General features: G+C 46.2%; 11 protein-coding genes, 21 tRNA genes and 3 rRNA genes. 1 reads left to right on the top strand and 34 read right to left on the bottom strand.

Features of this window, described 5'->3' with window-relative positions; genetic code table 11:
- Nucleotides 1–9: 9 nt before the first annotated feature.
- From ACXAFV_RS06320 to ACXAFV_RS06155, 34 genes are all read right to left on the bottom strand, one after another.
- A complete protein-coding gene (locus ACXAFV_RS06320) occupies nt 10–2,415 on the bottom strand; it encodes a glycogen/starch/alpha-glucan phosphorylase (RefSeq protein WP_475125185.1) in 2,406 nt (801 codons plus the stop codon).
- Nucleotides 2,405–3,850 carry a glycogen synthase GlgA gene (glgA, locus tag ACXAFV_RS06315; RefSeq protein ID WP_475125184.1) on the bottom strand — a complete coding sequence of 482 codons (1,446 nt, stop codon included), beginning with the start codon at nt 3,848–3,850 and terminating at the stop codon, nt 2,405–2,407. Before glgA ends, ACXAFV_RS06320 begins: the two co-directional genes overlap by 11 nt.
- Entirely contained in the window at nt 3,847–4,875 is a 1,029-nt protein-coding gene (locus ACXAFV_RS06310) for a GlgC family sugar phosphate nucleotidyltransferase (protein WP_475125183.1), read from the bottom strand. The genes glgA and ACXAFV_RS06310 overlap by 4 nt, the downstream gene beginning before the upstream one ends.
- Nucleotides 4,876–4,911: 36 nt before the next feature.
- Nucleotides 4,912–6,069, bottom strand: a complete 1,158-nt coding sequence (locus tag ACXAFV_RS06305) for a glucose-1-phosphate adenylyltransferase (RefSeq protein ID WP_475125182.1) — start codon at nt 6,067–6,069, stop codon at nt 4,912–4,914.
- A 1-nt stretch (nt 6,070) separates the two neighbouring features.
- Nucleotides 6,071–7,942 (bottom strand): 1,4-alpha-glucan branching enzyme, encoded by a 1,872-nt coding sequence (gene glgB / locus ACXAFV_RS06300; RefSeq protein ID WP_475126084.1) that lies wholly within the window; start codon nt 7,940–7,942, stop codon nt 6,071–6,073.
- Nucleotides 7,943–8,416: 474 nt separating this feature from the next.
- Nucleotides 8,417–8,836: a FosM family fosfomycin resistance protein gene (fosM, locus tag ACXAFV_RS06295; protein WP_475126083.1), complete on the bottom strand. Its 420-nt coding sequence runs from the start codon at nt 8,834–8,836 to the stop codon at nt 8,417–8,419.
- A 20-nt stretch (nt 8,837–8,856) separates the two neighbouring features.
- Complete coding sequence (locus ACXAFV_RS06290) at nt 8,857–9,873, bottom strand: phosphotransferase family protein (protein ID WP_475126082.1); 1,017 nt, start codon at nt 9,871–9,873, stop codon at nt 8,857–8,859.
- Between the two features lie 223 nt (nt 9,874–10,096).
- Entirely contained in the window at nt 10,097–11,236 is a 1,140-nt protein-coding gene (locus ACXAFV_RS06285; protein WP_475125181.1) for a mannitol-1-phosphate 5-dehydrogenase, read from the bottom strand.
- Nucleotides 11,237–11,241: 5 nt separating this feature from the next.
- Nucleotides 11,242–13,320, bottom strand: a complete 2,079-nt coding sequence (locus ACXAFV_RS06280) for a BglG family transcription antiterminator (protein WP_475125180.1) — start codon at nt 13,318–13,320, stop codon at nt 11,242–11,244.
- Between the two features lie 153 nt (nt 13,321–13,473).
- Complete coding sequence (locus tag ACXAFV_RS06275) at nt 13,474–15,387, bottom strand: PTS mannitol transporter subunit IICBA (RefSeq protein WP_475125179.1); 1,914 nt, start codon at nt 15,385–15,387, stop codon at nt 13,474–13,476.
- 300 nt (nt 15,388–15,687) lie between these two features.
- Nucleotides 15,688–15,759 (bottom strand) — tRNA-Glu (locus ACXAFV_RS06270).
- Nucleotides 15,760–15,763: 4 nt separating this feature from the next.
- Nucleotides 15,764–15,854, bottom strand: a tRNA-Ser gene (locus ACXAFV_RS06265).
- A 3-nt stretch (nt 15,855–15,857) separates the two neighbouring features.
- Nucleotides 15,858–15,932, bottom strand: a tRNA-Asn gene (locus ACXAFV_RS06260).
- 9 nt (nt 15,933–15,941) lie between these two features.
- A tRNA-Ile gene (locus tag ACXAFV_RS06255) sits at nt 15,942–16,018 on the bottom strand.
- A gap of 1 nt (nt 16,019) precedes the next feature.
- Nucleotides 16,020–16,093, bottom strand: a tRNA-Gly gene (locus ACXAFV_RS06250).
- An 8-nt stretch (nt 16,094–16,101) separates the two neighbouring features.
- Nucleotides 16,102–16,177: transfer RNA gene (locus tag ACXAFV_RS06245), tRNA-His, on the bottom strand.
- Between the two features lie 26 nt (nt 16,178–16,203).
- Nucleotides 16,204–16,279, bottom strand: a tRNA-Phe gene (locus ACXAFV_RS06240).
- 160 nt (nt 16,280–16,439) lie between these two features.
- A tRNA-Asp gene (locus ACXAFV_RS06235) sits at nt 16,440–16,516 on the bottom strand.
- Between the two features lie 77 nt (nt 16,517–16,593).
- Nucleotides 16,594–16,667, bottom strand: a tRNA-Met gene (locus ACXAFV_RS06230).
- A gap of 172 nt (nt 16,668–16,839) precedes the next feature.
- Nucleotides 16,840–16,932 (bottom strand) — tRNA-Ser (locus ACXAFV_RS06225).
- A 16-nt stretch (nt 16,933–16,948) separates the two neighbouring features.
- Nucleotides 16,949–17,025, bottom strand: a tRNA-Ile gene (locus tag ACXAFV_RS06220).
- Nucleotides 17,026–17,029: 4 nt separating this feature from the next.
- A tRNA-Met gene (locus tag ACXAFV_RS06215) sits at nt 17,030–17,106 on the bottom strand.
- A gap of 118 nt (nt 17,107–17,224) precedes the next feature.
- Nucleotides 17,225–17,300, bottom strand: a tRNA-Ala gene (locus tag ACXAFV_RS06210).
- An 8-nt stretch (nt 17,301–17,308) separates the two neighbouring features.
- Nucleotides 17,309–17,385 (bottom strand) — tRNA-Pro (locus ACXAFV_RS06205).
- 7 nt (nt 17,386–17,392) lie between these two features.
- A tRNA-Arg gene (locus tag ACXAFV_RS06200) sits at nt 17,393–17,469 on the bottom strand.
- Nucleotides 17,470–17,564: 95 nt separating this feature from the next.
- Nucleotides 17,565–17,653, bottom strand: a tRNA-Leu gene (locus ACXAFV_RS06195).
- Between the two features lie 8 nt (nt 17,654–17,661).
- Nucleotides 17,662–17,736, bottom strand: a tRNA-Gly gene (locus ACXAFV_RS06190).
- A gap of 5 nt (nt 17,737–17,741) precedes the next feature.
- Nucleotides 17,742–17,826, bottom strand: a tRNA-Leu gene (locus ACXAFV_RS06185).
- A gap of 39 nt (nt 17,827–17,865) precedes the next feature.
- Nucleotides 17,866–17,941 (bottom strand) — tRNA-Lys (locus ACXAFV_RS06180).
- 24 nt (nt 17,942–17,965) lie between these two features.
- Nucleotides 17,966–18,041: transfer RNA gene (locus ACXAFV_RS06175), tRNA-Thr, on the bottom strand.
- Between the two features lie 97 nt (nt 18,042–18,138).
- Nucleotides 18,139–18,214 (bottom strand) — tRNA-Val (locus ACXAFV_RS06170).
- A 7-nt stretch (nt 18,215–18,221) separates the two neighbouring features.
- A 5S ribosomal RNA gene (gene rrf, locus ACXAFV_RS06165) occupies nt 18,222–18,338 on the bottom strand.
- Nucleotides 18,339–18,490: 152 nt separating this feature from the next.
- Nucleotides 18,491–21,426, bottom strand: a 23S ribosomal RNA gene (locus tag ACXAFV_RS06160).
- Nucleotides 21,427–21,633: 207 nt separating this feature from the next.
- Nucleotides 21,634–23,185: ribosomal RNA gene (locus ACXAFV_RS06155) — 16S ribosomal RNA — on the bottom strand.
- Together the 16S, 23S and 5S rRNA genes with 21 tRNA genes alongside form the textbook arrangement of a ribosomal RNA operon.
- A gap of 356 nt (nt 23,186–23,541) precedes the next feature.
- Here ACXAFV_RS06155 and ACXAFV_RS06150 point away from each other — a divergent pair.
- The gene (locus ACXAFV_RS06150; protein ID WP_475125178.1) at nt 23,542–23,721 is read left to right on the top strand and encodes a hypothetical protein; all 180 of its coding nucleotides are present in this window, start codon (nt 23,542–23,544) and stop codon (nt 23,719–23,721) included.
- Nucleotides 23,722–23,730 lie beyond the last annotated feature (9 nt).

The raw sequence follows: 23,730 nt of genomic DNA, 5'->3' as shown, positions 1-23,730 counted from the left end.
TTGAGCCCCTTATCTTATCAAACTCCCATGAACAATCTTCCAAATATCCCTCGAATACTCCTCAATCGTCCGGTCACTCGAAAAATAGCCGGAATGGGCGATGTTGTGTAAGCACATGCGCGACCATTCTTCCCTCTTCCCGTAAGCTTTGCCTGCTTCTTCCTGAATCCGTACATAGGAATCAAAATCGCGTAACACAAAAAATTGGTCGTTCTCACCCAAAAGGGAATCATAAATCGTTTCAAAGTGGTCATCCGCATCCGGCAGCGTGTCGTCTATAAGCTGGTTCAGCACTTTCTTGATGCGGGGATCGTGATGGTAATATTCCATCGCGTAATAACCGCCCTGCTTCTGATAATTCATGACTTCCTCTGCCGTCAAGCCGAATATGAAAATATTGTCTGCCCCGACTTGCTCAAGGATTTCGATATTTGCACCATCCAGCGTCCCTAACGTAAGTGCTCCATTCATCATGAATTTCATATTACCCGTGCCGGATGCTTCCTTGCTTGCGGTTGAAATCTGCTGCGACAAATCAGCGGCAGGGATGATTTCCTCAGCCAGCGAAACACGGTAATTTTCCAAAAAGACGACCTTTATCCGGTCTTTCACGACAGGATGATCGTTTACAAGGTCCGCAACCGAATGAATGAGCTTAATGATTTTCTTCGCATAAAAATAACCCGGGGAAGCCTTTGCCCCAAAAATGAATGTCCGCGGGTGGAAGTCAAAATGCGGGTCCTCCAGACAGCGGTTATAGAGATGCAGGATATGAAGTACATTCAACAGCTGCCGTTTATACGCATGAAGCCTTTTCACCTGAATATCAAAGATGGAATCAGGGTCGACCTTCATTCCGTTATTTTCAAGAATACGCCGTGCCAGCCTCTCCTTATTCATCTGCTTCACTTTATAAAGGTCCTGGAGGAAGGAAGCATCACTCTTATACGGCTCAAGGTTCTTAAGCTTTTCCGGCTGATGAACCCATTCGTTCCCTATTGCCGATGTGATCAGCTTCGACAAAGGAGGGTTGCTGCCCAGCAGCCACCTTCTATGCGTGATTCCATTGGTTTTACTATTGAATTTTTCAGGATAATATTGATAAAATAAGTTCATTTCCCTTTGCTTCAGGATTTCTGAATGAATCTTAGCCACTCCGTTGACACTGAAGCTGCCGACAATGGCCAAGTGAGCCATCTTCACCTCACCATGTGAAATGATTGCCATGTCCTCGATCCGCTTCCATTCTCCGGGATATTCTTTCCATAACGCGCGGCAGAAGCGCTCATTGATTTCATTGACAATCATAAAGATCCTCGGTAGCAGCGGTTGAAAAATACGGACAGGCCATTTCTCGAGCGCTTCAGAAAGCGTCGTATGATTGGTATAGGCGAAGGTCTTCGTTGTAATGGCCCATGCCTCTTCCCAGTCAAATTCGTACTCATCCAAAAGCACCCTCATGAGTTCGGGTATGGCAAGAACCGGGTGGGTATCATTGATGTGAATCGACACATATTCATGAAGATCCTTTAAATCTCCGTATCTGTAAATATACGAGTCTATAATGGAACGAATGCTTGCTGACACCAGGAAATACTGCTGCTTAAGACGAAGGATTTTCCCTTCATCATGTGTGTCATCCGGGTACAGGAATTCTGTGATCGCTTCCGTTTCCCGCTTATATTTCATCAGGTCTTTTCCGGCTTTGTATGCTGCAGGCTCTGCGCTCCAAAGACGCAGGGTATTGACGGTCGAGGTTTCGTGTCCGACGACCGGCATATCATAAGGGACCGCAGAAACGAGTTCAGCATCCACATGACGGAACTTCAGCACATCATTCTCAGTATATGATTCGACTTTCCCCCAAAAAGGGACCTCAACCGTTAAGTCAGACTTTCTGACTTCCCATACGTGACCATGACGCAGCCACTGTTCAGGTAGCTCCATTTGAAAGCCGTTGACTATTCTTTGCTCGAACAATCCGTGTTTATACCGTATGCCATAACCGTGTCCGGGCAAATTAAGAGAGGCTAAAGAATCCAGGAAACAGGCAGCCAGCCGCCCGAGTCCCCCATTCCCTAACCCCGCATCATGTTCAATTTCTTCAATGTCGGAAAGATCGATCCCGAGGTCCTTCAGCCCCTGATCGACCACTTCATAAATCCCCAGGTTCATCAGGTTCTGCCTCAGGAGCCGGCCCAGCAGGAATTCAATCGATAAATAATACACCTGCTTCCTTTTATTGAAACGATACTGCTCATTCGTATGAATCCAGTTCATGCTGATGTACTCTCTGATCAAGTGCCCCAGTGCGAAGAATTGATCCTGAGCAGTGGACTCCGGAAATGTCTTCCCGTACATCATTTCAAGCTTTTTTAGAAACATCTCTTTAAATTCGTTGTGATCAGAAAACATGGCTTTCACTCCTCGATACAAGGTCAGCATATAATTGGTTGTACTTAAAGGCCGATTGAGCCCAACTATAATCTTTATTCATGGCAGTTTGTACGATATGCTTCCATGTTTCCTTATCATTATGGTAGAAATCAAGCGCTCGTTTATACGTATGAAGCATGTCATGCGCATTAAAGTTTTTAAAGGAGAAGCCATTTCCTGACTTTGTTTCTTCGTTATACGATTCAACGGTATCGTTAAGCCCGCCTGTTTCCCTCACAAGCGGCAGTGCACCGTATCGTAAAGCAATCAACTGGCCGAGTCCGCATGGTTCAAATTTCGATGGCATGAGGAAGATGTCAGAGGCTGTGTAGATCTCTTTCGCCAATTCTTCATTAAACCCGATCGTCACCCTAACCTTATCTGGATACTGCGATTCCATCTCCCTGAAAAACTGTTCGAATTCCCAATCTCCCGTCCCCAATAAAACAAATTGAATGTTCTCCTGAAGCATTTCGTGGAATACGCCCCTGACCAATTCGAGTCCCTTTTGAACCGTCAAACGCGAAATGATCGATACAACCGGGATGTCTTCATCCACTTCCAGATTCAACTTTTCCTGGAGCTCAAGCTTCGTTCTGACTTTACCGTCAAAACTGCCGCCCCTATAAGGGATTCGTGCTTCTTCCGGATTATACACCTCATCATCGATTCCATTAAGGATGCCTTGCAGCTGGTTATATCTCTGTCTTAAAATCCCATGAAGCTTTTCCCCGTAATAAGGAGTCAAAATTTCCTCCTTATACGTCGGGCTGACGGTGGTGATATAGTCCGATGAAATCAACGCACCCTTCAAGAAATTGATATTGTCATAAAACTCAAGATACTCGGGATGGAAATAACGCTCCGGCACACCCAGTAAATCCGTCATGACCGACTTAGGGAATATTCCTTGAAACTGTAGATTATGGATGGTAAAGACACTCCGGATAAACGCGTATCCCGGTTTATCCTGATACTCTGTCCGTAATAAGAACGGCACCATTCCCGTATGCCAGTCGTGACAATGGATGACATCAGGGTAAAAATCAAGCTCCTCAATGGCATCCAATACAGCTCTCGTAAAAAATGAAAACCGCTCGCCGTCATCGAAATAACCGTACATGCGGTCACGGTTGAAGTAATATTCATTATCGACGAAGTAATATGTAACTCCATCGTGATGGAGCTCTTCAATCCCGCAATATTGATTTCTCCATCCGACGGAGACGAAAAACTCTTTCTTCTTTTTCATTCTCCCAAGGAATTCATGGGGAATCCCCCCGTATTTGGGGAGAATGACCCTGATATCCGTCCCCAGGCTTCGCAGCTCTTTCGGGAGGGCTCCGGCAACATCCGCCAAGCCTCCTGATTTAACAAAAGGCACACATTCAGAAACAGTAAACAAGACTTTCACGAATTCATCAGCGCTCCTTGAATCATCCCTTTACGAATGACAATGGGATTATCGGGATCTCCTGTAAGCTTTACTCCGTCCTCGATTCTCACATCTTTATCTAGGATGACATTCTCTAGTACACAGTTATCTCCAATTTGACTCTTTTGCATAATGATACTGTTTGAAATACTTGTATTCTTCCCTACCTTCACCGCTCTGAACATCGTTGAATTACGTACTTTCCCTTCAATATAACACCCATTGGCGATGATGCTGTTTTTAACGCTTGCCCCTGATGTATAACGGGCAGGTGGCTCATCCTTTACTTTCGTGTAGATAGGCATTTCTTTTTTAAACAACTCTTTCCAGGAAGAAACATCTAAAAGCTTCATGCTGGTTTCATAATATTTTTCAATGCAATCGACGGTTTCCACGAACCCGATATGTTCATATCCGCATACTTTATAACCGCTGTCCATGTCTTCAACAACGTCCTTCATGCACGTATAGCCGGTCTCTTCCCGGGCTTCGATCAGCTCTCTTAACAGCGAAGTTTTCACGACATACATTTCGAGTGACTTTCCTTTATGGCGGATTTCCGTGATATCGCAACCAATCATCGCGTGCCGTTCCAGAACTGGACGATAATTGATATTGCATACCGTGTAACAATTGCTGATCAGCGCATATTCCTGGCGGCTGCGGTAGAAGTAATCCAGGTGATGGGCGAAATGATTGAACGATCCCACGCCTTCATCCACAGCATCGAGTCCCGGTGCAGGGAAGAAGAACAGTCCGTCACGCTTCCTGTTCAGATCCCAGTTCTTCCCCGAACCGAGATGGTCCATTAACGAGCGATACTGGAACTTAGGGAAAATCGCAACAGAGCCTATATCTGAATTCACCATATTGGAAAGCACGAAATCAATCAACCGGTATCTTCCCCCGATCGGAAGGGCAGCCATGGACCGATGTAAGAGCAAATCCTCTAAAGATTTATAGTAACTAGTGGCATCAATAACTCCAAGCAATGAATTTTTCACGACAATTCCTCCTCTTAAGTTGTACTTTAGAGATCCTTACACTTCTTCTTGCTCAAGTAATGTTTCGATGAATGCTTCCGTTACAAGGATCACTTCATCAGATCCCTCTTCCGGTATGATACAGACGCCATTCGGTACTTTTACTTTCGGCGGTACAATCGCCTGTTCAATATAGGCATTTTCCCCGATCACCGCATCCGGCATGATGACCGAGCGCGATACATGGGCTCCTTTTTTCACCGTCGTTCCTTGGAATAACACCGATTTGCTGATTGTCCCTTCAATGGTACATCCTTCATTGACAAGGGACCCTTCAACGAATGCATCAGCTGATATATATTGCGGCGGTTCATTCGGATTGACCGAATACACTCTCCACTCATGATCAAACAGATTCAATTCGTTGTTTTCATCAATGAGGTCCATATTCGCTTCCCATAAGCTTTTGACTGTCCCTACATCCTTCCAATAGCCCTGGAACGGATACGCCATCAGCTTCTTCTTTTCATCAAGCAGGAGTGGAATCACATCTTTTCCGAAATCATGACTGGAATGAGGATTGCGTTCATCCATCTCCAGGAAATCCTTTAAGACGGACCAATTAAAGATATAGATCCCCATGGATGCCAGATTGCTCTTCGGATATGCCGGCTTCTCTTCAAATTCCGTAATCCTCATTTCTTCGTTCGTATTCATCAAACCGAAACGGCTTGCCTCTGCCCAATCCACTTCAATGACGGATATGGACACGTCCGCTTTCTTCTCAATATGATAGTCAAGCATTTTACTATAATCCATCTTGTAAATATGGTCGCCTGATAGGATCAAAACATACTCCGGATCATATTGTTCCAGATAATTCATATTTTGATAGATCGCGCTTGCCGTCCCTGTATACCAGCGCATCTCAGATGATTCTGCATACGGAGGAAGTACGGTCACACCGCCATTTTTGCGGTCCAGGTCCCATGCACTTCCAATCCCGATATAAGAATTCAGAACAAGCGGCTGGTACTGTGTCAGAACCCCGACCGTATCGATTCCGGAGTTCGTGCAGTTGCTTAAGGTAAAATCGATGATGCGGTATTTCCCTCCGAATGGAACGGCAGGCTTCGCTAAGTTTTTCGTCAATGAACTCAGTCGACTCCCCTTACCCCCTGCTAATAACATGGCCACACATCTTCCCTTTGCCATTCTATTCTCCCCTTCCGTATTCTGGTTTTAAATAAACTGCTCCATATGGAGGTATCGTCATGACCACTGATCCTTCTTTCCCATGATAGGTTTCATGGTGTACCGGAAGCGGTGCAGGATTAACCTGATTTGAACCTCCATATTTCCCGTCATCACTATTCCATATCTCTATATAGGAATCGGCACTCGGCACGCCGACCTTATACCCGTGATAGACAAACGGACTGAAATTGCAGATCACCACCAGATGATCGTTCATTTTCCTTCCCTTTCTTATAAAAGAAAAAATCTGTTGATCTGAATTATTCACATCGATCCATTCAAAGCCCCGGGATTGATGATCCAGCTCATATAAAGCTTCAGCACCCTTATATAAATGCATGAGATCCTTGAAATATGAATTGAATTTGTGATGAAAATCGTAACTCGTTAAATGCCAATCCAATTCCTCAAGATCCTTCCATTCTGAAAACGGAGCAAGTTCACTTCCCATAAAAAGAAGCTTCTTACCCGGATGGGCCACCATATAACTAAGAAGAAGCCGGTACTGTGCAAACTTCTGCCAGTAATCACCCGGCATTTTATTCAATAATGACTTCTTCCCGTGCACAACCTCATCATGTGAAAAAGGAAGAACATAGTTCTCAGAAAAGGCATAAAGAAGAGAGAACGTCATCAGGGAATGTACATCTTTCCGTTCAGAATGTGGCGTCTCCATATAATCGAGCACATCATTCATCCATCCCATATTCCATTTATAATTAAATCCTAGCCCTCCATAATGAACCGGGGATGTCACCTGAGGCCAGTCAGTCGAATCCTCAGCAATCATCAGGATGGAAGAATCATATTCAAATACCGCTTGATTCAGCTTTTTCAAAAAATCGAGCGCACCCTGGTTCGGCGACTGCTGGCCCTGATTGGCCCAGTAAATGATATTCGCCACTGCATCAATCCTAAATCCGTCAATATGATAAACTTCCATCCAGAATCGGGCATTGGAAATCAAAAAGCTCCTTACTTCGCCTTTCCCCAAATCGAAATTCGCCGTCCCCCATGTATAGTTCTCACGGTCGCGTTCTTCTGCGTACTCATATGCAAAAGATCCATCGAATTGATATAAGCCATGATCATCTTTACAGAAATGCCCCGGAACCCAGTCCAGGATGACCCCTATATCGTTTCTGTGACATTCATTGATGAAATTCATCAAGTCATGAGGTTCTCCATACCTGCTTGTCGGCGCATAATACCCTGTACTCTGATAGCCCCATGAACGGTCAAAAGGATGCTCTGTAATCGGCAGCAGTTCAATATGAGTAAAGCCATGCTCCTTCACATATGGAATCAGCTCGCCGGCAAGCTCCTTATAAGAAAGAAATTTCCCTTTCTTCTTTCTCCACGTCCCCAAATGCACTTCATAAATGAACATAGGTTTATCGTATACCGTCGAACCTGACCTCTCCTCGAGCCACTCTTCGTCGCTCCATCTGAATCCTTCCAGGTCGTACACGATGCTTGCTGTTTGAGGGCGCTTCTCTGAAGCAAAACCATAGGGATCCGCTTTAAGCTTCCTCTCCCCGGATAATGTCCTAATTTCATATTTATACGTTTCCCCCGTCAAATCACGGTCCACCCGGATGACCCACAGACCTTCCCGGTTCCACTTTTCAAGTTCATAACCGGAACCATTCCAGTCATTGAATGAACCAACCAAAGCCACACTTCTCGCATTCGGTGCCCAAACGCAAAATTCTGTATAGGTCCCACGTGAATCCCTTCTCACATGAGAACCCATAAACTGATACGCTTGCTGTAAACTTCCCTCATGAAATAAAAATACATCATAATCAGATAACATCATTGCGTTCATCACTTCACCTACATTTTTCAATCTATTAACTACTTTCTGCCACTTATGAAAAAATCCTTTTTAAAAACATCGCTCAATTACGACATAATCCTACACCGATTAGGAGGAAAACGCTTGCATTGTAATATTAAGGAAAATGATAAGGGTTACATTCAAAGAAACTGCAGAATCTTGTCGAAAGTTTTTTGAGTAAAAAAAGAGGAAAAAAATGAAGATAATAAAAGGATTCCGTTATTTAGTAGGGAAATCGTGATAATAGTACTATCCATTGTTTACGTACAAGAGAATAAAAATGATGTAGAATTCCAAGGGAATACACGGTATTTAAGGATAAATATGTAAAAATATAACCCGCCCCTCATTGCGTTTATGCAACGATGGACGGGCCTTGAAATTTTTTACGGGTGGTTGGAGGTTGGATGCATGTGTTTCACCTTTTTGAATACTTCTAAAGGTTGGATGAGATGCTCCCCTTTAATCAAAAAACTCCATATGTAACTTAGCTTCTTTATAATAGTTCAGCCGATCTTCCAGTGTACCCGTATGAAACTCGAATTTATGGCCATCCGGGTCTGTAAAATACATGGACTTCTTGTCTCTCTTATCTCTATCCCGCCCCGGTAAAATGCTTACCTTTAATTCGATCAGCTTGTTGTATACATTATCGAATTCAGCTTCATCAATAGTGAAAGCAATATGTGTGTACGATTCCTTTATTTCCTGACGCGGTATATCTTTCTCAACATTAAGAGCAAGCCACATCCTATTTAAATCCAAGTAGGCAGTGTTTCTACCCTTTGCTAACAATTTAGCTTGGAATACCTTTTGATAAAATTCAATTGATTGTTCAAGATTCGAAACTGAAAATAAGAAGTGATTAAGACCTTGTATCAACACGTTTCCACCTCCTCACTTTACACCTGCTCAAACGTTCTCTGAACAGCTTCATACCTCTCCCATTCATCCATCATATTGATAATCAATCGCGTTATATCTTTCACTCTTACTTCCCCGCATTCCTCCTTATTCAACAAATCGAGCAATGCAATCAGGTCCAGCAGCTTTGCTTTTTTCAGCCAGTCTTCCGGAAGGACGCCGCCGTTCTCCAGATAACTCAGAATAAAGGGCTTCAACATGCCTGTGGAGGCCATCCCCTCATATCGAAGCATATTCCCGATATCCATTAGAGGCGAACCGCTGAATGCGTATTCCCAATCCAGAATGGCAGAGATCTTCATCTCACTTTCTTTTTCCTCCACCACCAGGATATTCAACGGGTTAAAATCACTATGTACCAACGAATGTTGTTCACCGGGGTCGTCCATAAGAGAAGCATGTTCCTGCGCAAATCTCACAACATTGCCGCATAGTGTCTTTTCTAAGTGTTTGGATACATGTCCTTTTTCAACCATTTCTTCAATAAACTCCAGAAATGTGTCTGCAGTGATTTCAACACGTTCTTTTATGTTCAGCTCATCATCGAAGAAACCGGATTCGGGAAAGGTAACTTCATGGATGTTGGCTAAAGCCTCTCCTGCTGCATGGGCTGCAGTCGATATTATCTTTTCATTCTCCCTATCTACCATATCAGAAAGCTGCACTCCCGGAACCCACTTCATCAGCATGAACGGGTAATGAAAAACAGAACAGCTTGAATCAGCGTACAAAGTCTGAGGCACCGGCACTCTTCCCTCTAAGAGCCTGGCTATTTCTGCTTCAATCTTCATATGATTGTTGCGTTCATTATAAATCCGCAAAACAAAGTATTCATGAGAATCTGTTGTGACCTTGATGTTGGAATTGTTCAACCCGCCACTCAACCTCTCGATTTTCTCGACAAACCTACCTTTTAAAAAGGTTTTCAGCATATCTCTGACTTCGTGTAAGTCAGGCATGATATACTCATTTGAACGCTCCCACCCGGCTTTCATCACTACATTCCTCCCGGTCCATTTCAAATATCTCTATCTTTTCTTCATCCAGCACTTTCATCTGCTTAGTTTAATTGTAACATTCTTCTATAACTGAACTCCCGGATACAAGCGACTCTTTTTCTTGTATGGCACGCTTACTCAACATCGGTGCTGATCGCATAGGATAATACTCCAATACAATATAAAAAAAGAATAGTGTCCCCACTCTCCTTTTTTCTGCTTACTTCTTCAATGCTTCGTACTGACGAACGACTTCCTCCGTGATCGAGCTCGATTCGTCCAGGCTGCTGACCTTTTTGAGCACGTAAGGAACTCCGTTTTCTTTAATCATATTCTGAAGTTCGACTGCTTCCTGATCTTCAGGATGATCAAACATCAATGCGGCTGCAATGGCTTTGGCAAGGTAAGAATAAGATAAGCCCGCTTTTTGAGCTTCTGTAGTCGGTCGGACCAGTCTGTCATCCGGACCGAGTTTGCGCATAGGCGCACGTCCCACTCTGGTGACCCCGTCATTAAGGTATGCATTCTTGAACCGCTCGATGTTTTTCTCTATATATGAGAGGTGCCCGCTTTCATCCAGTCCGTATTGCTTCACCAGGTAAGCACCGGTTTCTTTCAGCGTCTCCCTCACCTGTTCAGCGATGCTTTCGTCTGCCAATGTTTCATCGATCGTTGTTTTCCCTTTCAAGTAGCCAAGGTATGCAATCACAGCATGACCAGTGTTTACCGTAAACAACTTCCGTTCAATGAATGGTGCAAGATCACCTACGATCGTCATGCCGGTAACCGTTGGGATTGTTTCATTCGCTTCCACCACCCACTCATAGTATGGTTCAACGAGTACATCCAACGATTCCTGATCCTGGATGGGCACGATGCGGTCAACCGCGGAATTGAAGAAATGGATCTTTCCTTCCATTTTGGACTTCACGTCATGGGATAACTGCTCCATGATGTGGCCTTTTAAAATGTCCGTCGCCCCGATTTGATTCTCACATGCAATAACGTACAATGGTTCGTCCGACGTGAGGACGCGCTTTTCAATTCCTTTCGAGATCAGCGGCGCAATTCTAGGAAGGATGTTCGGACCGATGGCTGTCGTCAGATAAGTTGCCTGTGTGATCTCCTCAATCACTTCATTTTCCTGATGAAGATTATTAAGGCCTGACACATTGGAGATCGTTTCACTTTCATGTTTTTCCGTTGCTAATTTAACCTGGTAGGTACCTTCCTCATTCAGTTTACCGATGATCCCTTCTGCGATATCGACAAAAGTGACATGATATCTGGATTTGGAGAACAAAGCCCCGATAAAACCTCTGCCAATATTTCCTGCACCAAAATGAACGGTTCGTTTCACAATCATCATTCCTTTATCAAATTATTTTGTAAGTAATCGAGAAAAAGTTTTTCAAGCTTTCGAGAAATCATGTTTTCATTCGCGGACGAGTAAATCATCATCGAACGCTGATCCTCAATGAGGCTCGTACTGATGATACTAAGGATTTCCTGCTCCCTTTTCCTTAAATGCTCTGGAGCGATCATTAAAAGGAGGTTTTTCATCTCTAGGTCTTTCCCATCCATTCCCTTGATGACGCACGGTTGATCTAAATGGGCCACCTGAAACAGGAGCTTCTTGACATACTTGTCACGGCAATGGAAGAGTGCCATACCGGTGTTCGGGATCCCTAGTCCCCCTTTTCTCTCCCTTTCAACGAGCTGATTCAGTACGGCTTCTGTGTTCGTCACCAGGCCATCCTGTTCAGCATGGGCTACCATCTCATGTAAGACAGCATAATGATTCTCAGCAGAGGATTTACGGTAGACACGGAAATGATCGAGGATGGACTCAATGCTCGAATAAACATCTTTTATCTCCTCCAGGACCCCTCTGATTTCTGTAGGGCGTTTGTGATCCTCTTCCCGTGACTCCGGTTTCATATATTTTTTTCTCGTGATTTTTTCGATGTTTTTCTGCAAATAATCCTGGATGAATCCGATGTCCTTTTCACTTAATAGCGGATTTACCAATAGGTAATCAACCTCGGTGAAAGGAAGCCTTACCGTTGACACCACGACGTCATAGTCATTGAGGTTCGCTGTCCGGAAATCGGCAATCGATAAGATATCAACAGAGTGAATCATCTTCAACTCTTTCTGAATACGACTTGCAAGCATCTTTGATGCACCGATTCCTGTCGGACACACCACGACGGCGTCGATTTTGACCTTTTCTTCATTCATCAGGAGTGCAGAGCCGAAATGAAGGACGATATACGCCACTTCGGCATCAGGGAAATGAATATCCGAAAATTCGTTCTCAAGGCTGTTTTTAACCGCCAAAAATAACACCGGATACTTTTCCTTGATTTCCTCCGTCAGCGGATTGAATAAATCCATTTGCTGTTTCAGCCGGAAGATTGATGGCCCCATATGGGCAAGCAGTCCCTGGAATAGAGAAAAGTCGTCAGTCAGATCCACATTCAGATTGGTCGATACATCCTTGACAACCTTCTTGATCAGATGACCGAGAAAAATACTGTCATAATAAGCGGCATCCGATTCTTGTACCTTGGAGCCTTTTAATATGAGCGTCAAAAAGTTGACATCAGAATCGGTGATCCGTATGGAAAGGACCTCCTTAAGCTCTGTAGCAATGTCCTTCATCATTTTATATTCACTGGAGTAATTGCTTTCCAATCGATTCATGTCCGTTATGACCCAGTTTTTCTGAGTCCTCTGGATGCTCAGGCTCACATGGATGACCAGGCCGATATAATCGTTGTCTACCAGGCTCAGCTGCTCTTTGGATAAGTGCCTGTCGACTGTCTGATAGACAGCCTTCAGATGATCCGGCTGGAAATAACCCAGAACCGGCTCAGTGATCGAATGTCCATTTTGCATTAAATACAGGCTTTCAATGATATCTTCATAAAAATAGACGAGGAAAAAGCTTGCGAGTGCATGGCGCTTACTTGATTCATCAGCAATCAGCTCCACGCCCACCCCTCTCTTCCTCGTGAGGGTGATGCTGAACTTACTCAGCCAGTCCGCCAGCTCGTCAAGATAGGCACTTAATGTGGTGACACTGATCCCGAGCTGATGAGCAAGCACTTGCTTTTTGAATGAAGGCCCTTCATGCAGCAGGATGATCAATAACTGCAGCTTTCGTTCTTCAGGTGTTTCGTCGGTTGGGCTCGCTTCTGCCAGCCCTTGGATCAGCTTGTATATATGTTCGTTCTTCCCATCGATGAACAGTCCATCGCTTCCTGTCCTCTTCAATTCCAGATGATATTGTTTCAAAATGGCTTCGATGGACTTCAGGTTCCGTTGTATCGTCCTGCCGCTGACATTCATGAAAGCAGAGAGAGAATGAACGGTATGCTTACCTGATGTTTTTACAATCAGTTCTATGATTGCTTTTTCCCTTGATGTAATGAACATGCTCTCCCTCCGTTTCTTTTAGTGCCAGTCGGCGTATTTCTTAAGTAAGTTTTCCAGTCGTGCATTTTCAAGGATGATCCCATCTAGTCATATTTCGTTTTATATTAATACAGCCAAAACGGAAAGGCAAAAGACACCTTTCCGGATTGGATATTAGTTGCTATTGATGATTTCCTTCAGTTCTTTAGCCGTTTTGGCCTGTACCATCTTGTCAACATTCTCCTGTTCGGAGCAGATGACTGCGATGCTTGACAGGATCTCAAGATGCGTGCCATCTTTACCGGCAATACCGAAGATTAGCTTTGCCTGTTCACCATTGAAGTCAACGCCGTTCGGCACTTGAACTACGGTGAACCCTGATTTGATGACCGCTTTCTTCGCGTCTTCCGTGCCATGGGGAATGGCAACGTTATTCCCCATATATGTGGTCGTGATTCCTTCACGCTCGATCATCGCCTCGACATAACTGTCTTTTACATAGCCCGCTTTGACAAGAGCTTCACCAGCGAAGCGTATCGCCTCTTCCTTCGTTGCAAACTCCTGGCCGATGAAGATGTTTTCTTCAAGTAACAGATCATCCTCTGCAGCTGCCTGCGGTTCAACATCGACTGCTTCTTTCTCTGCCGTTTCGACAAGCTCATCCTGACCTTCTGTGATGTCGTTTTGGAGACTTCCAATCAGCTTATCGTATTCAGGGCTTGAAAGAAAATTATCGACCGAGATGTGATACGCATTCGGCAGTTTGTTTTTCGCACGTGGAGTCAATTCTTCCTGCGTGATAACCACCTGTGCATCGGATGGCAGATTGCTGATGGCGGTGTTCGTTACCGCTATATTGAGTCCTGCTTCCTTCACTTTTTTGCGCAGTAAGGAAGCACCCATTGCACTGGATCCCATCCCAGCATCACATGCGAAGACGATTTTATCCACTATATCAGGCAGTGTCCCTTGATTCTGGTTCATTTGTCCGGCAACGGAACTCTTTTTGCCTTTCATTTCTTCCATTCTCTTAGTTGCTTCTTCAATGTCATCTTCTTGTTTCTTGCTGGATTTCAATACGATCGCAGAAACGATGAATGAAACAACAGCTGCGACGATGACAGCAGCAAAGTTGGCAACATACGCCATTCCTTCGGGCGGAGTGACGGCAGTGATCGCAAGGATACTACCAGGAGATGCCGGTGCAACCAGTCCCCCTCCCAACAATACTAGCGTGAAGACCCCGCTCATTCCACCGAGGATGACGGATAGGAATAACATCGGTTTCATCAGGACGTACGGGAAGTATATCTCATGAATCCCACCAAGGAAGTGAATGATCGCCGCACCCGGAGCGGATTGCTTTGCGGTCCCTTTGCCGAACAGCATGAACGCCAATAGGACACCGAGACCTGGTCCCGGATTCGCCTCCAATAAGAACAGCAGTGACTGACCTGTTTGTTGAACCTGTTCCAAACCGATCGGTGAAAGAACACCATGGTTGATGGCATTGTTCAGGAATAAGATTTTAGCAGGTTCAATCAATAGGCTTGTTAACGGCAGTAAACCTGCCCCTACAAGCCAGTCAACACCGGCAACAAGAAGATTTGTGAATCCATGAACGGCAGGACCGACACCAAGAAACGCAAGGATTGCCAGGATTCCTCCAAGAATACCCGCTGAGAAGTTATTGACGAGCATTTCAAAGCCAGCTCTGACCTTACCTTCGATCGCACTATCGAATTTTTTGATGACAAATGCTCCAAGCGGTCCCATTACCATAGCGCCAAGGAACATCGGTGTATCCGGTGCACCGACAATGACACCCATTGTGGCGATAGCACCCACGACACCTCCTCGCTGATCATGCACAAGCTTACCACCTGTGTATCCAATCAGGAGTGGCAGCAGATACGTCACCATCGGTCCGACTAATTTGGCAAGGCTTTCATTTGGGAAAAAACCAGTAGGTATAAATAATGCAGTAATCAATCCCCATGCAATGAAAGCACCGATATTCGGCAATACCATCGAGCTGAGGAAGTTACCGAATTTTTGTATTTTAACTTTTACAGTTGATTGAGCCATTTTCCTCTTCCTTTCTAATAAATCAAGTACTCATATATCAATCTTATGGTACAAAATGCTGAACAACAAGGAAGATGAAAGCTAACTTTGTCACACACCTGACGACAAACCTATTGTTTCTCCTCCGAACCTGTCTCATACTATGCTGTATTGTCACATCTTACAAAATCACGTTCATAAAATAAAACGCCCTATGAAAGCTCATAGGGCGTTAAAAATATTAGAGAATATCAGCTGATTAAAGCATGGGTAACTGAGTAAAAATAGAAAAAAGACTATCTGAACGATAGTCTTCCTAAATGACCCGTACGGGATTCGAACCCGTGTTACCGCCGTGAAAGGGCGGTGTCTTAACCGCTTGACCAACGGGCCTCAATGGCGGAGAAGGAGGGATTTGAACCCTCGCGCCAGTTGCCCGACCTACACCCTTAGCAGGGGCGCCTCTTCAGCCACTTGAGTACTTCTCCATATGGCTCCGCAGGCAAGATTCGAACTTGCGACCGATCGGTTAACAGCCGATAGCTCTACCACTGAGCTACTGCGGAATATTAAGATGGTGGGCCTAAGTGGACTCGAACCACCGACCTCACGCTTATCAGGCGTGCGCTCTAACCAGCTGAGCTATAGGCCCATGGAGCGGGTGATGGGAATCGAACCCACGACATCAGCTTGGAAGGCTGAGGTTTTACCATTAAACTACACCCGCAATAAATATGGGGCGACTGATGGGAATCGAACCCACGAATGCCGGAACCACAATCCGGTGCGTTAACCACTTCGCCACAATCGCCATAAAAGTATGATATAAATGAAAAATGGTGGCTCAGGACGGAATCGAACCGCCGACACATGGATTTTCAGTCCATTGCTCTACCAACTGAGCTACTGAGCCATCATATGTAAATTTCCTAAACATAGAGTGTGATAGTCCATCGTCCAGCTTTCAGAAAGACTATTCAAGATGCTGCTCAAGCTGTACGCTGATGCATAATCGATGAATCTTATTCACCGTGCTCTACCAACTGAGCTACTGAGCCACACTATGTAATTAGTGGCGGTCTGGACGGGACTCGAACCCGCGACCTCCTGCGTGACAGGCAGGCATTCTAACCAACTGAACTACCAGACCAAGAATTTTTGACGATAGTCAAAATATTCATCCATCGGTTACCGATTAGGATAAGTATTAGCTTGTCAAAAATGGTATTGCGGGGACAGGATTTGAACCTGCGACCTTCGGGTTATGAGCCCGACGAGCTACCGAACTGCTCCACCCCGCGACGATAATAAATGTTTAATCAATTTCTGATCTTACGGATGAATATCCGTTAGAACCACCCCGACTTCAGTGAGCTTATTCAAGATGCTGCTCAGTCGGTGCGCTGAAGTGCAAGCTCCGAAGATTATTCGGTCGTGCTCCACCCCGCGACGATAAAAATGAGAAAGGAAATATGGCGGAGGAAGAGGGATTCGAACCCCCGCGGGCTTTAACACCCCTGTCGGTTTTCAAGACCGATCCCTTCAGCCGGACTTGGGTATTCCTCCGTATTGAAAATGTAAATGGTGGACCTTGTAGGACTCGAACCTACGACCGGACGGTTATGAGCCGTCTGCTCTAACCAACTGAGCTAAAGGTCCGTATTGGTAGCGGCGGAGGGGATCGAACCCCCGACCTCACGGGTATGAACCGTACGCTCTAGCCAGCTGAGCTACACCGCCAAGAAACATTCTGTAATATAATGTTAAGTATTTTGCTTCAGTAGCAAAATGAAGGAAGATTATTTTACTTCGCTTACGCTGCGTAAAAGGAAAGATATTTTGCTGAGGCAAAAATCTTTGGTGGAGCCTAGCGGGATCGAACCGCTGACCTCCTGCGTGCAAAGCAGGCGCTCTCCCAGCTGAGCTAAGGCCCCATCTAAGGTGGTCGGGAAGACAGGATTCGAACCTGCGACCCCTTGGTCCCAAACCAAGTGCTCTACCAAGCTGAGCTACTTCCCGAAATAGATGGCGCGCCCGAGAGGAGTCGAACCCCTAACCTTTTGATCCGTAGTCAAACGCTCTATCCAATTGAGCTACGGGCGCATTATTTAATTAAGGATATTTGCTTTCGCAAATTCATGGAAAGATATTTTGCTAGTGCAAACTATTGAGAGTTATTTTGCTTTTGCAAAAAACTCTGGTGCCGAGGACCGGAATCGAACCGGTACGGTAGTCACCTACCGCAGGATTTTAAGTCCTGTGCGTCTGCCAGTTCCGCCACCCCGGCATAATCTTTGGAGCGGAAGACGGGATTCGAACCCGCGACCCCCACCTTGGCAAGGTGGTGTTCTACCACTGAACTACTTCCGCAAATATGGTGCGGGTGAAGGGACTTGAACCCCCACGCCTTGCGGCGCCAGATCCTAAGTCTGGTGCGTCTGCCAATTCCGCCACACCCGCATGTTAAAAGATATGATGTTTTGCCTGAGCAAAAATCAATGGTGAGCCATGAAGGACTCGAACCTTCGACCCTCTGATTAAAAGTCAGATGCTCTACCAACTGAGCTAATGGCTCATACAATAATGAGTAAAACCGAAGTGGTGCCGGCAAGAGGACTTGAACCCCCAACCTACTGATTACAAGTCAGTTGCTCTACCAGTTGAGCTACACCGGCATAATTATATTACAGGCTTGTCTGATAGACGAAGCATTAAATATATTGTAGAGATTAAGGACGCTTATTTTACTCCTCTTTGCATCGTAAAAAAGCATGGTGGAGGATGACGGGATCGAACCGCCGACCCTCTGCTTGTAAGGCAGATGCTCTCCCAGCTGAGCTAATCCTCCATATTATGCCTGGCGACGTCCTACTCTCACAGGGGGAGATCCCCCAACTACCATCGGCGCTGAAGAGCTTAACTTCCGTGTTCGGCATGGGAACGGGTGTGACCTCTTCGCCATAGTCACCAGACTGTTCATCCTTTTTTAAGGACAAGTATTATTATATCTTTTTCAGAGAAAATTTCAAGTGTTAATTTAAAATTTATTCTCTGAAAACTAGATAAAGGATTGATGTCAAGATTACCGGTATTGCCGTTTATGTTCATTAAAAAATGACTCTTTGTGGTTAAGTCCTCGATCGATTAGTATCAGTCAGCTCCACATGTCACCATGCTTCCACCTCTGACCTATCTACCTAGTCATCTTCTAGGGATCTTACTCACATAAAGTGATGGGAAATCTCATCTCGAGGGGGGCTTCATGCTTAGATGCTTTCAGCACTTATCCCTTCCGCACATAGCTACCCAGCGATGCCTTTGGCAAGACAACTGGTACACCAGCGGTGCGTCCATCCCGGTCCTCTCGTACTAAGGACAGCTCCTCTCAAATTTCCTGCGCCCACGACGGATAGGGACCGAACTGTCTCACGACGTTCTGAACCCAGCTCGCGTACCGCTTTAATGGGCGAACAGCCCAACCCTTGGGACCGACTACAGCCCCAGGATGCGATGAGCCGACATCGAGGTGCCAAACCTCCCCGTCGATGTGGACTCTTGGGGGAGATAAGCCTGTTATCCCCGGGGTAGCTTTTATCCGTTGAGCGATGGCCCTTCCATGCGGAACCACCGGATCACTAAGCCCGACTTTCGTCCCTGCTCGACTTGTAGGTCTCGCAGTCAAGCTCCCTTGTGCCTTTACACTCTGCGAATGATTTCCAACCATTCTGAGGGAACCTTTGGGCGCCTCCGTTACTCTTTAGGAGGCGACCGCCCCAGTCAAACTGCCCACCTGACACTGTCTCCCACCCCGATAAGGGGCGCGGGTTAGAATTTCAATACAGCCAGGGTAGTATCCCACCAACGCCTCCACCGAAGCTGGCGCTCCGGCTTCCAAGGCTCCTACCTATCCTGTACAAGCTGTACCAAAATTCAATATCAGGCTACAGTAAAGCTCCACGGGGTCTTTCCGTCCTGTCGCGGGTAACCTGCATCTTCACAGGTACTATAATTTCACCGAGTCTCTCGTTGAGACAGTGCCCAGATCGTTACGCCTTTCGTGCGGGTCGGAACTTACCCGACAAGGAATTTCGCTACCTTAGGACCGTTATAGTTACGGCCGCCGTTTACTGGGGCTTCGATTCGCACCTTCGCTTGCGCTAAGCACTCCTCTTAACCTTCCAGCACCGGGCAGGCGTCAGCCCCTATACTTCGCCTTACGGCTTCGCAGAGACCTGTGTTTTTGCTAAACAGTCGCCTGGGCCTATTCACTGCGGCTCTTCGAGGCTATGCACCTCAAAGAGCACCCCTTCTCCCGAAGTTACGGGGTCATTTTGCCGAGTTCCTTAACGAGAGTTCTCTCGCTCACCTTAGGATTCTCTCCTCGCCTACCTGTGTCGGTTTGCGGTACGGGCACCTTTTTCCTCGCTAGAGGCTTTTCTTGGCAGTGTGGAATCAGGAACTTCGCTACTATAATTCGCTCGCTATCACAGCTCAGCCTTCACGATGATGGGATTTGCCTCATCATCAGCCTAACTGCTTAGACGCACATATCCAGCAGTGCGCTTACCCTATCCTCCTGCGTCCCCCCATTGCTCAAACGGAAAAGAGGTGGTACAGGAATATCAACCTGTTGTCCATCGTCTACGCCTATCGGCCTCGACTTAGGTCCCGACTAACCCTGAGCGGACGAGCCTTCCTCAGGAAACCTTAGGCATTCGGTGGATGGGATTCTCACCCATCTTTCGCTACTCATACCGGCATTCTCACTTCTAAGCACTCCACCAGTCCTTACGGTCTGACTTCACTGTCCTTAGAACGCTCTCCTACCACTGACACCTAGAGGTGTCAATCCACAGCTTCGGTGATACGTTTAGCCCCGGTACATTTTCGGCGCAGAGTCACTCGACCAGTGAGCTATTACGCACTCTTTAAATGGTGGCTGCTTCTAAGCCAACATCCTGGTTGTCTAAGCAACTCCACATCCTTTTCCACTTAACGTATACTTTGGGACCTTAGCTGGTGGTCTGGGCTGTTTCCCTTTCGACTACGGATCTTATCACTCGCAGTCTGACTCCCATGGATAAGTCTTTGGCATTCGGAGTTTGTCTGAATTCGGTAACCCGATGAGGGCCCCTAGTCCAAACAGTGCTCTACCTCCAAGACTCTTACACATGAGGCTAGCCCTAAAGCTATTTCGGAGAGAACCAGCTATCTCCAAGTTCGATTGGAATTTCTCCGCTACCCACACCTCATCCCCGCACTTTTCAACGTGCGTGGGTTCGGACCTCCATCCAGTGTTACCTGGACTTCATCCTGGACATGGGTAGATCACCTGGTTTCGGGTCTACGACCACATACTCATTCGCCCTATTCAGACTCGCTTTCGCTGCGGCTCCGTCTCATCGACTTAACCTTGCATGGGATCGTAACTCGCCGGTTCATTCTACAAAAGGCACGCCATCACCCGTTAACGGGCTCTGACTACTTGTAGGCACACGGTTTCAGGTTCTCTTTCACTCCCCTTCCGGGGTGCTTTTCACCTTTCCCTCACGGTACTGGTTCACTATCGGTCACTAGGTAGTATTTAGCCTTGGGAGATGGTCCTCCCAGCTTCCGACGGGATTTCACGTGTCCCGCCGTACTCAGGATCCACTCAAGAGGGAACGAAGTTTCAACTACAGGGTTGTTACCTTCTTTGACGAGCCTTTCCAGACTTCTTCGTCTACTCCGTTCCTTTGTAACTCCGTATAGAGTGTCCTACAACCCCAAGAGGCAAGCCTCTTGGTTTGGGCTACATCCCGTTTCGCTCGCCGCTACTCAGGGAATCGCATTTGCTTTCTCTTCCTCCAGGTACTTAGATGTTTCAGTTCCCTGGGTCTGCCTTCCATACTCTATGTATTCAAGTAAGGATACTGTTCCATTACGAACAGTGGGTTCCCCCATTCGGAAATCTCCGGATCAAAGCTCACTTACAGCTCCCCGAAGCATATCGGTGTTAGTCCCGTCCTTCATCGGCTCCTAGTGCCAAGGCATCCACCGTGCGCCCTTCATAACTTAACCGAATTGGTTGTTACATAAGGTTTAAAACCTAAAATGGCGATACTCGGTAATTTCTTGACTATCAATAAATCTTTATCTAGTTTTCAAAGAACAAACTTAATGGTTGGTTCTTTTACTCCGCTTACGCTTCGTAAAAAACCTTGATGGTTGAACCATCAAAACTGAACAAAACTTCGACTGTCAAACGTTTCATAAAATATTCCTTAGAAAGGAGGTGATCCAGCCGCACCTTCCGATACGGCTACCTTGTTACGACTTCACCCCAATCATCTGTCCCACCTTAGGCGGCTGGCTCCAAAAGGTTACCTCACCGACTTCGGGTGTTACAAACTCTCGTGGTGTGACGGGCGGTGTGTACAAGGCCCGGGAACGTATTCACCGCGGCATGCTGATCCGCGATTACTAGCGATTCCAGCTTCATGCAGGCGAGTTGCAGCCTGCAATCCGAACTGAGAACGGTTTTATGGGATTGGCTAAACCTCGCGGTCTCGCTGCCCTTTGTACCGTCCATTGTAGCACGTGTGTAGCCCAGGTCATAAGGGGCATGATGATTTGACGTCATCCCCACCTTCCTCCGGTTTGTCACCGGCAGTCATCTTAGAGTGCCCAACTGAATGCTGGCAACTAAGATCAAGGGTTGCGCTCGTTGCGGGACTTAACCCAACATCTCACGACACGAGCTGACGACAACCATGCACCACCTGTCACTCTGTCCCCCGAAGGGGAAAGCCCTATCTCTAGGGTTGTCAGAGGATGTCAAGACCTGGTAAGGTTCTTCGCGTTGCTTCGAATTAAACCACATGCTCCACCGCTTGTGCGGGCCCCCGTCAATTCCTTTGAGTTTCAGTCTTGCGACCGTACTCCCCAGGCGGAGTGCTTAATGCGTTAGCTGCAGCACTAAAGGGCGGAAACCCTCTAACACTTAGCACTCATCGTTTACGGCGTGGACTACCAGGGTATCTAATCCTGTTTGCTCCCCACGCTTTCGCGCCTCAGTGTCAGTTACAGACCAGAAAGTCGCCTTCGCCACTGGTGTTCCTCCAAATATCTACGCATTTCACCGCTACACTTGGAATTCCACTTTCCTCTTCTGCACTCAAGTTCCCCAGTTTCCAATGACCCTCCACGGTTGAGCCGTGGGCTTTCACATCAGACTTAAGAAACCACCTGCGCGCGCTTTACGCCCAATAATTCCGGACAACGCTTGCCACCTACGTATTACCGCGGCTGCTGGCACGTAGTTAGCCGTGGCTTTCTGGTTAGGTACCGTCAAGGTGCCGCCCTATTCGAACGGCACTTGTTCTTCCCTAACAACAGAGTTTTACGATCCGAAAACCTTCTTCACTCACGCGGCGTTGCTCCGTCAGACTTTCGTCCATTGCGGAAGATTCCCTACTGCTGCCTCCCGTAGGAGTCTGGGCCGTGTCTCAGTCCCAGTGTGGCCGATCACCCTCTCAGGTCGGCTACGCATCGTCGCCTTGGTGAGCCGTTACCTCACCAACTAGCTAATGCGCCGCGGGTCCATCTGTAAGTGGTAGCTAAAAGCCACCTTTCAACAGTTCCTCATGCGAGGAACTGAGTTATCCGGTATTAGCCCCGGTTTCCCGGAGTTATCCCAGTCTTACAGGCAGGTTACCCACGTGTTACTCACCCGTCCGCCGCTGATCTCAGGGAGCAAGCTCCCTTTGATCCGCTCGACTTGCATGTATTAGGCACGCCGCCAGCGTTCGTCCTGAGCCAGGATCAAACTCTCCGATAAAAGTTTGAATAGCTCTTGTTTTGCAACGATTCTATCGTTGCGGTAAATCTAGAATTAACGTTGACGTATTGTCTTGTTTTGTTCAGTTTTCAAGGTTCAATTTGTTGATGCGCTCCGTTTGAAGCGACTTTATTAATATAACACGTTTCATCACTTCGCGTCAACAACTTTTTTAATTTCTTTTTTTGAAATGTTGTTTGCTGTATCAGCGACGTTTATTAATATATCACGCCCTTAATATTATTGCAATATATTTTTTACAAAAAATTTAAACCTTGTCCATTTTTTCTTGGTCTTACCTCAGGTTTTGTTTCATATAAATAGGAATAGACATTCCCTGAAAGGAGTTCAAGGATATGACGCTTATAGACGGAGCACAATACATCTCTTACTTTATGGCCATTTACCTATTCGCTTACTCGTATGTAACAGGACTGAAAATTAGTGAAAGCACGAAACCCGTCAGAGGCTTTACTTTTATTCTTTCGGTCGTTATGGCATTTGTCTTTTCAGGTTTTACATATACGTTCTCTTAATCAGTGCAA

It is taken from the genome of Rossellomorea sp. ABR4_012, from assembly GCF_056159545.1.
This window is presented reverse-complemented; position numbering and strand designations above follow the sequence as displayed.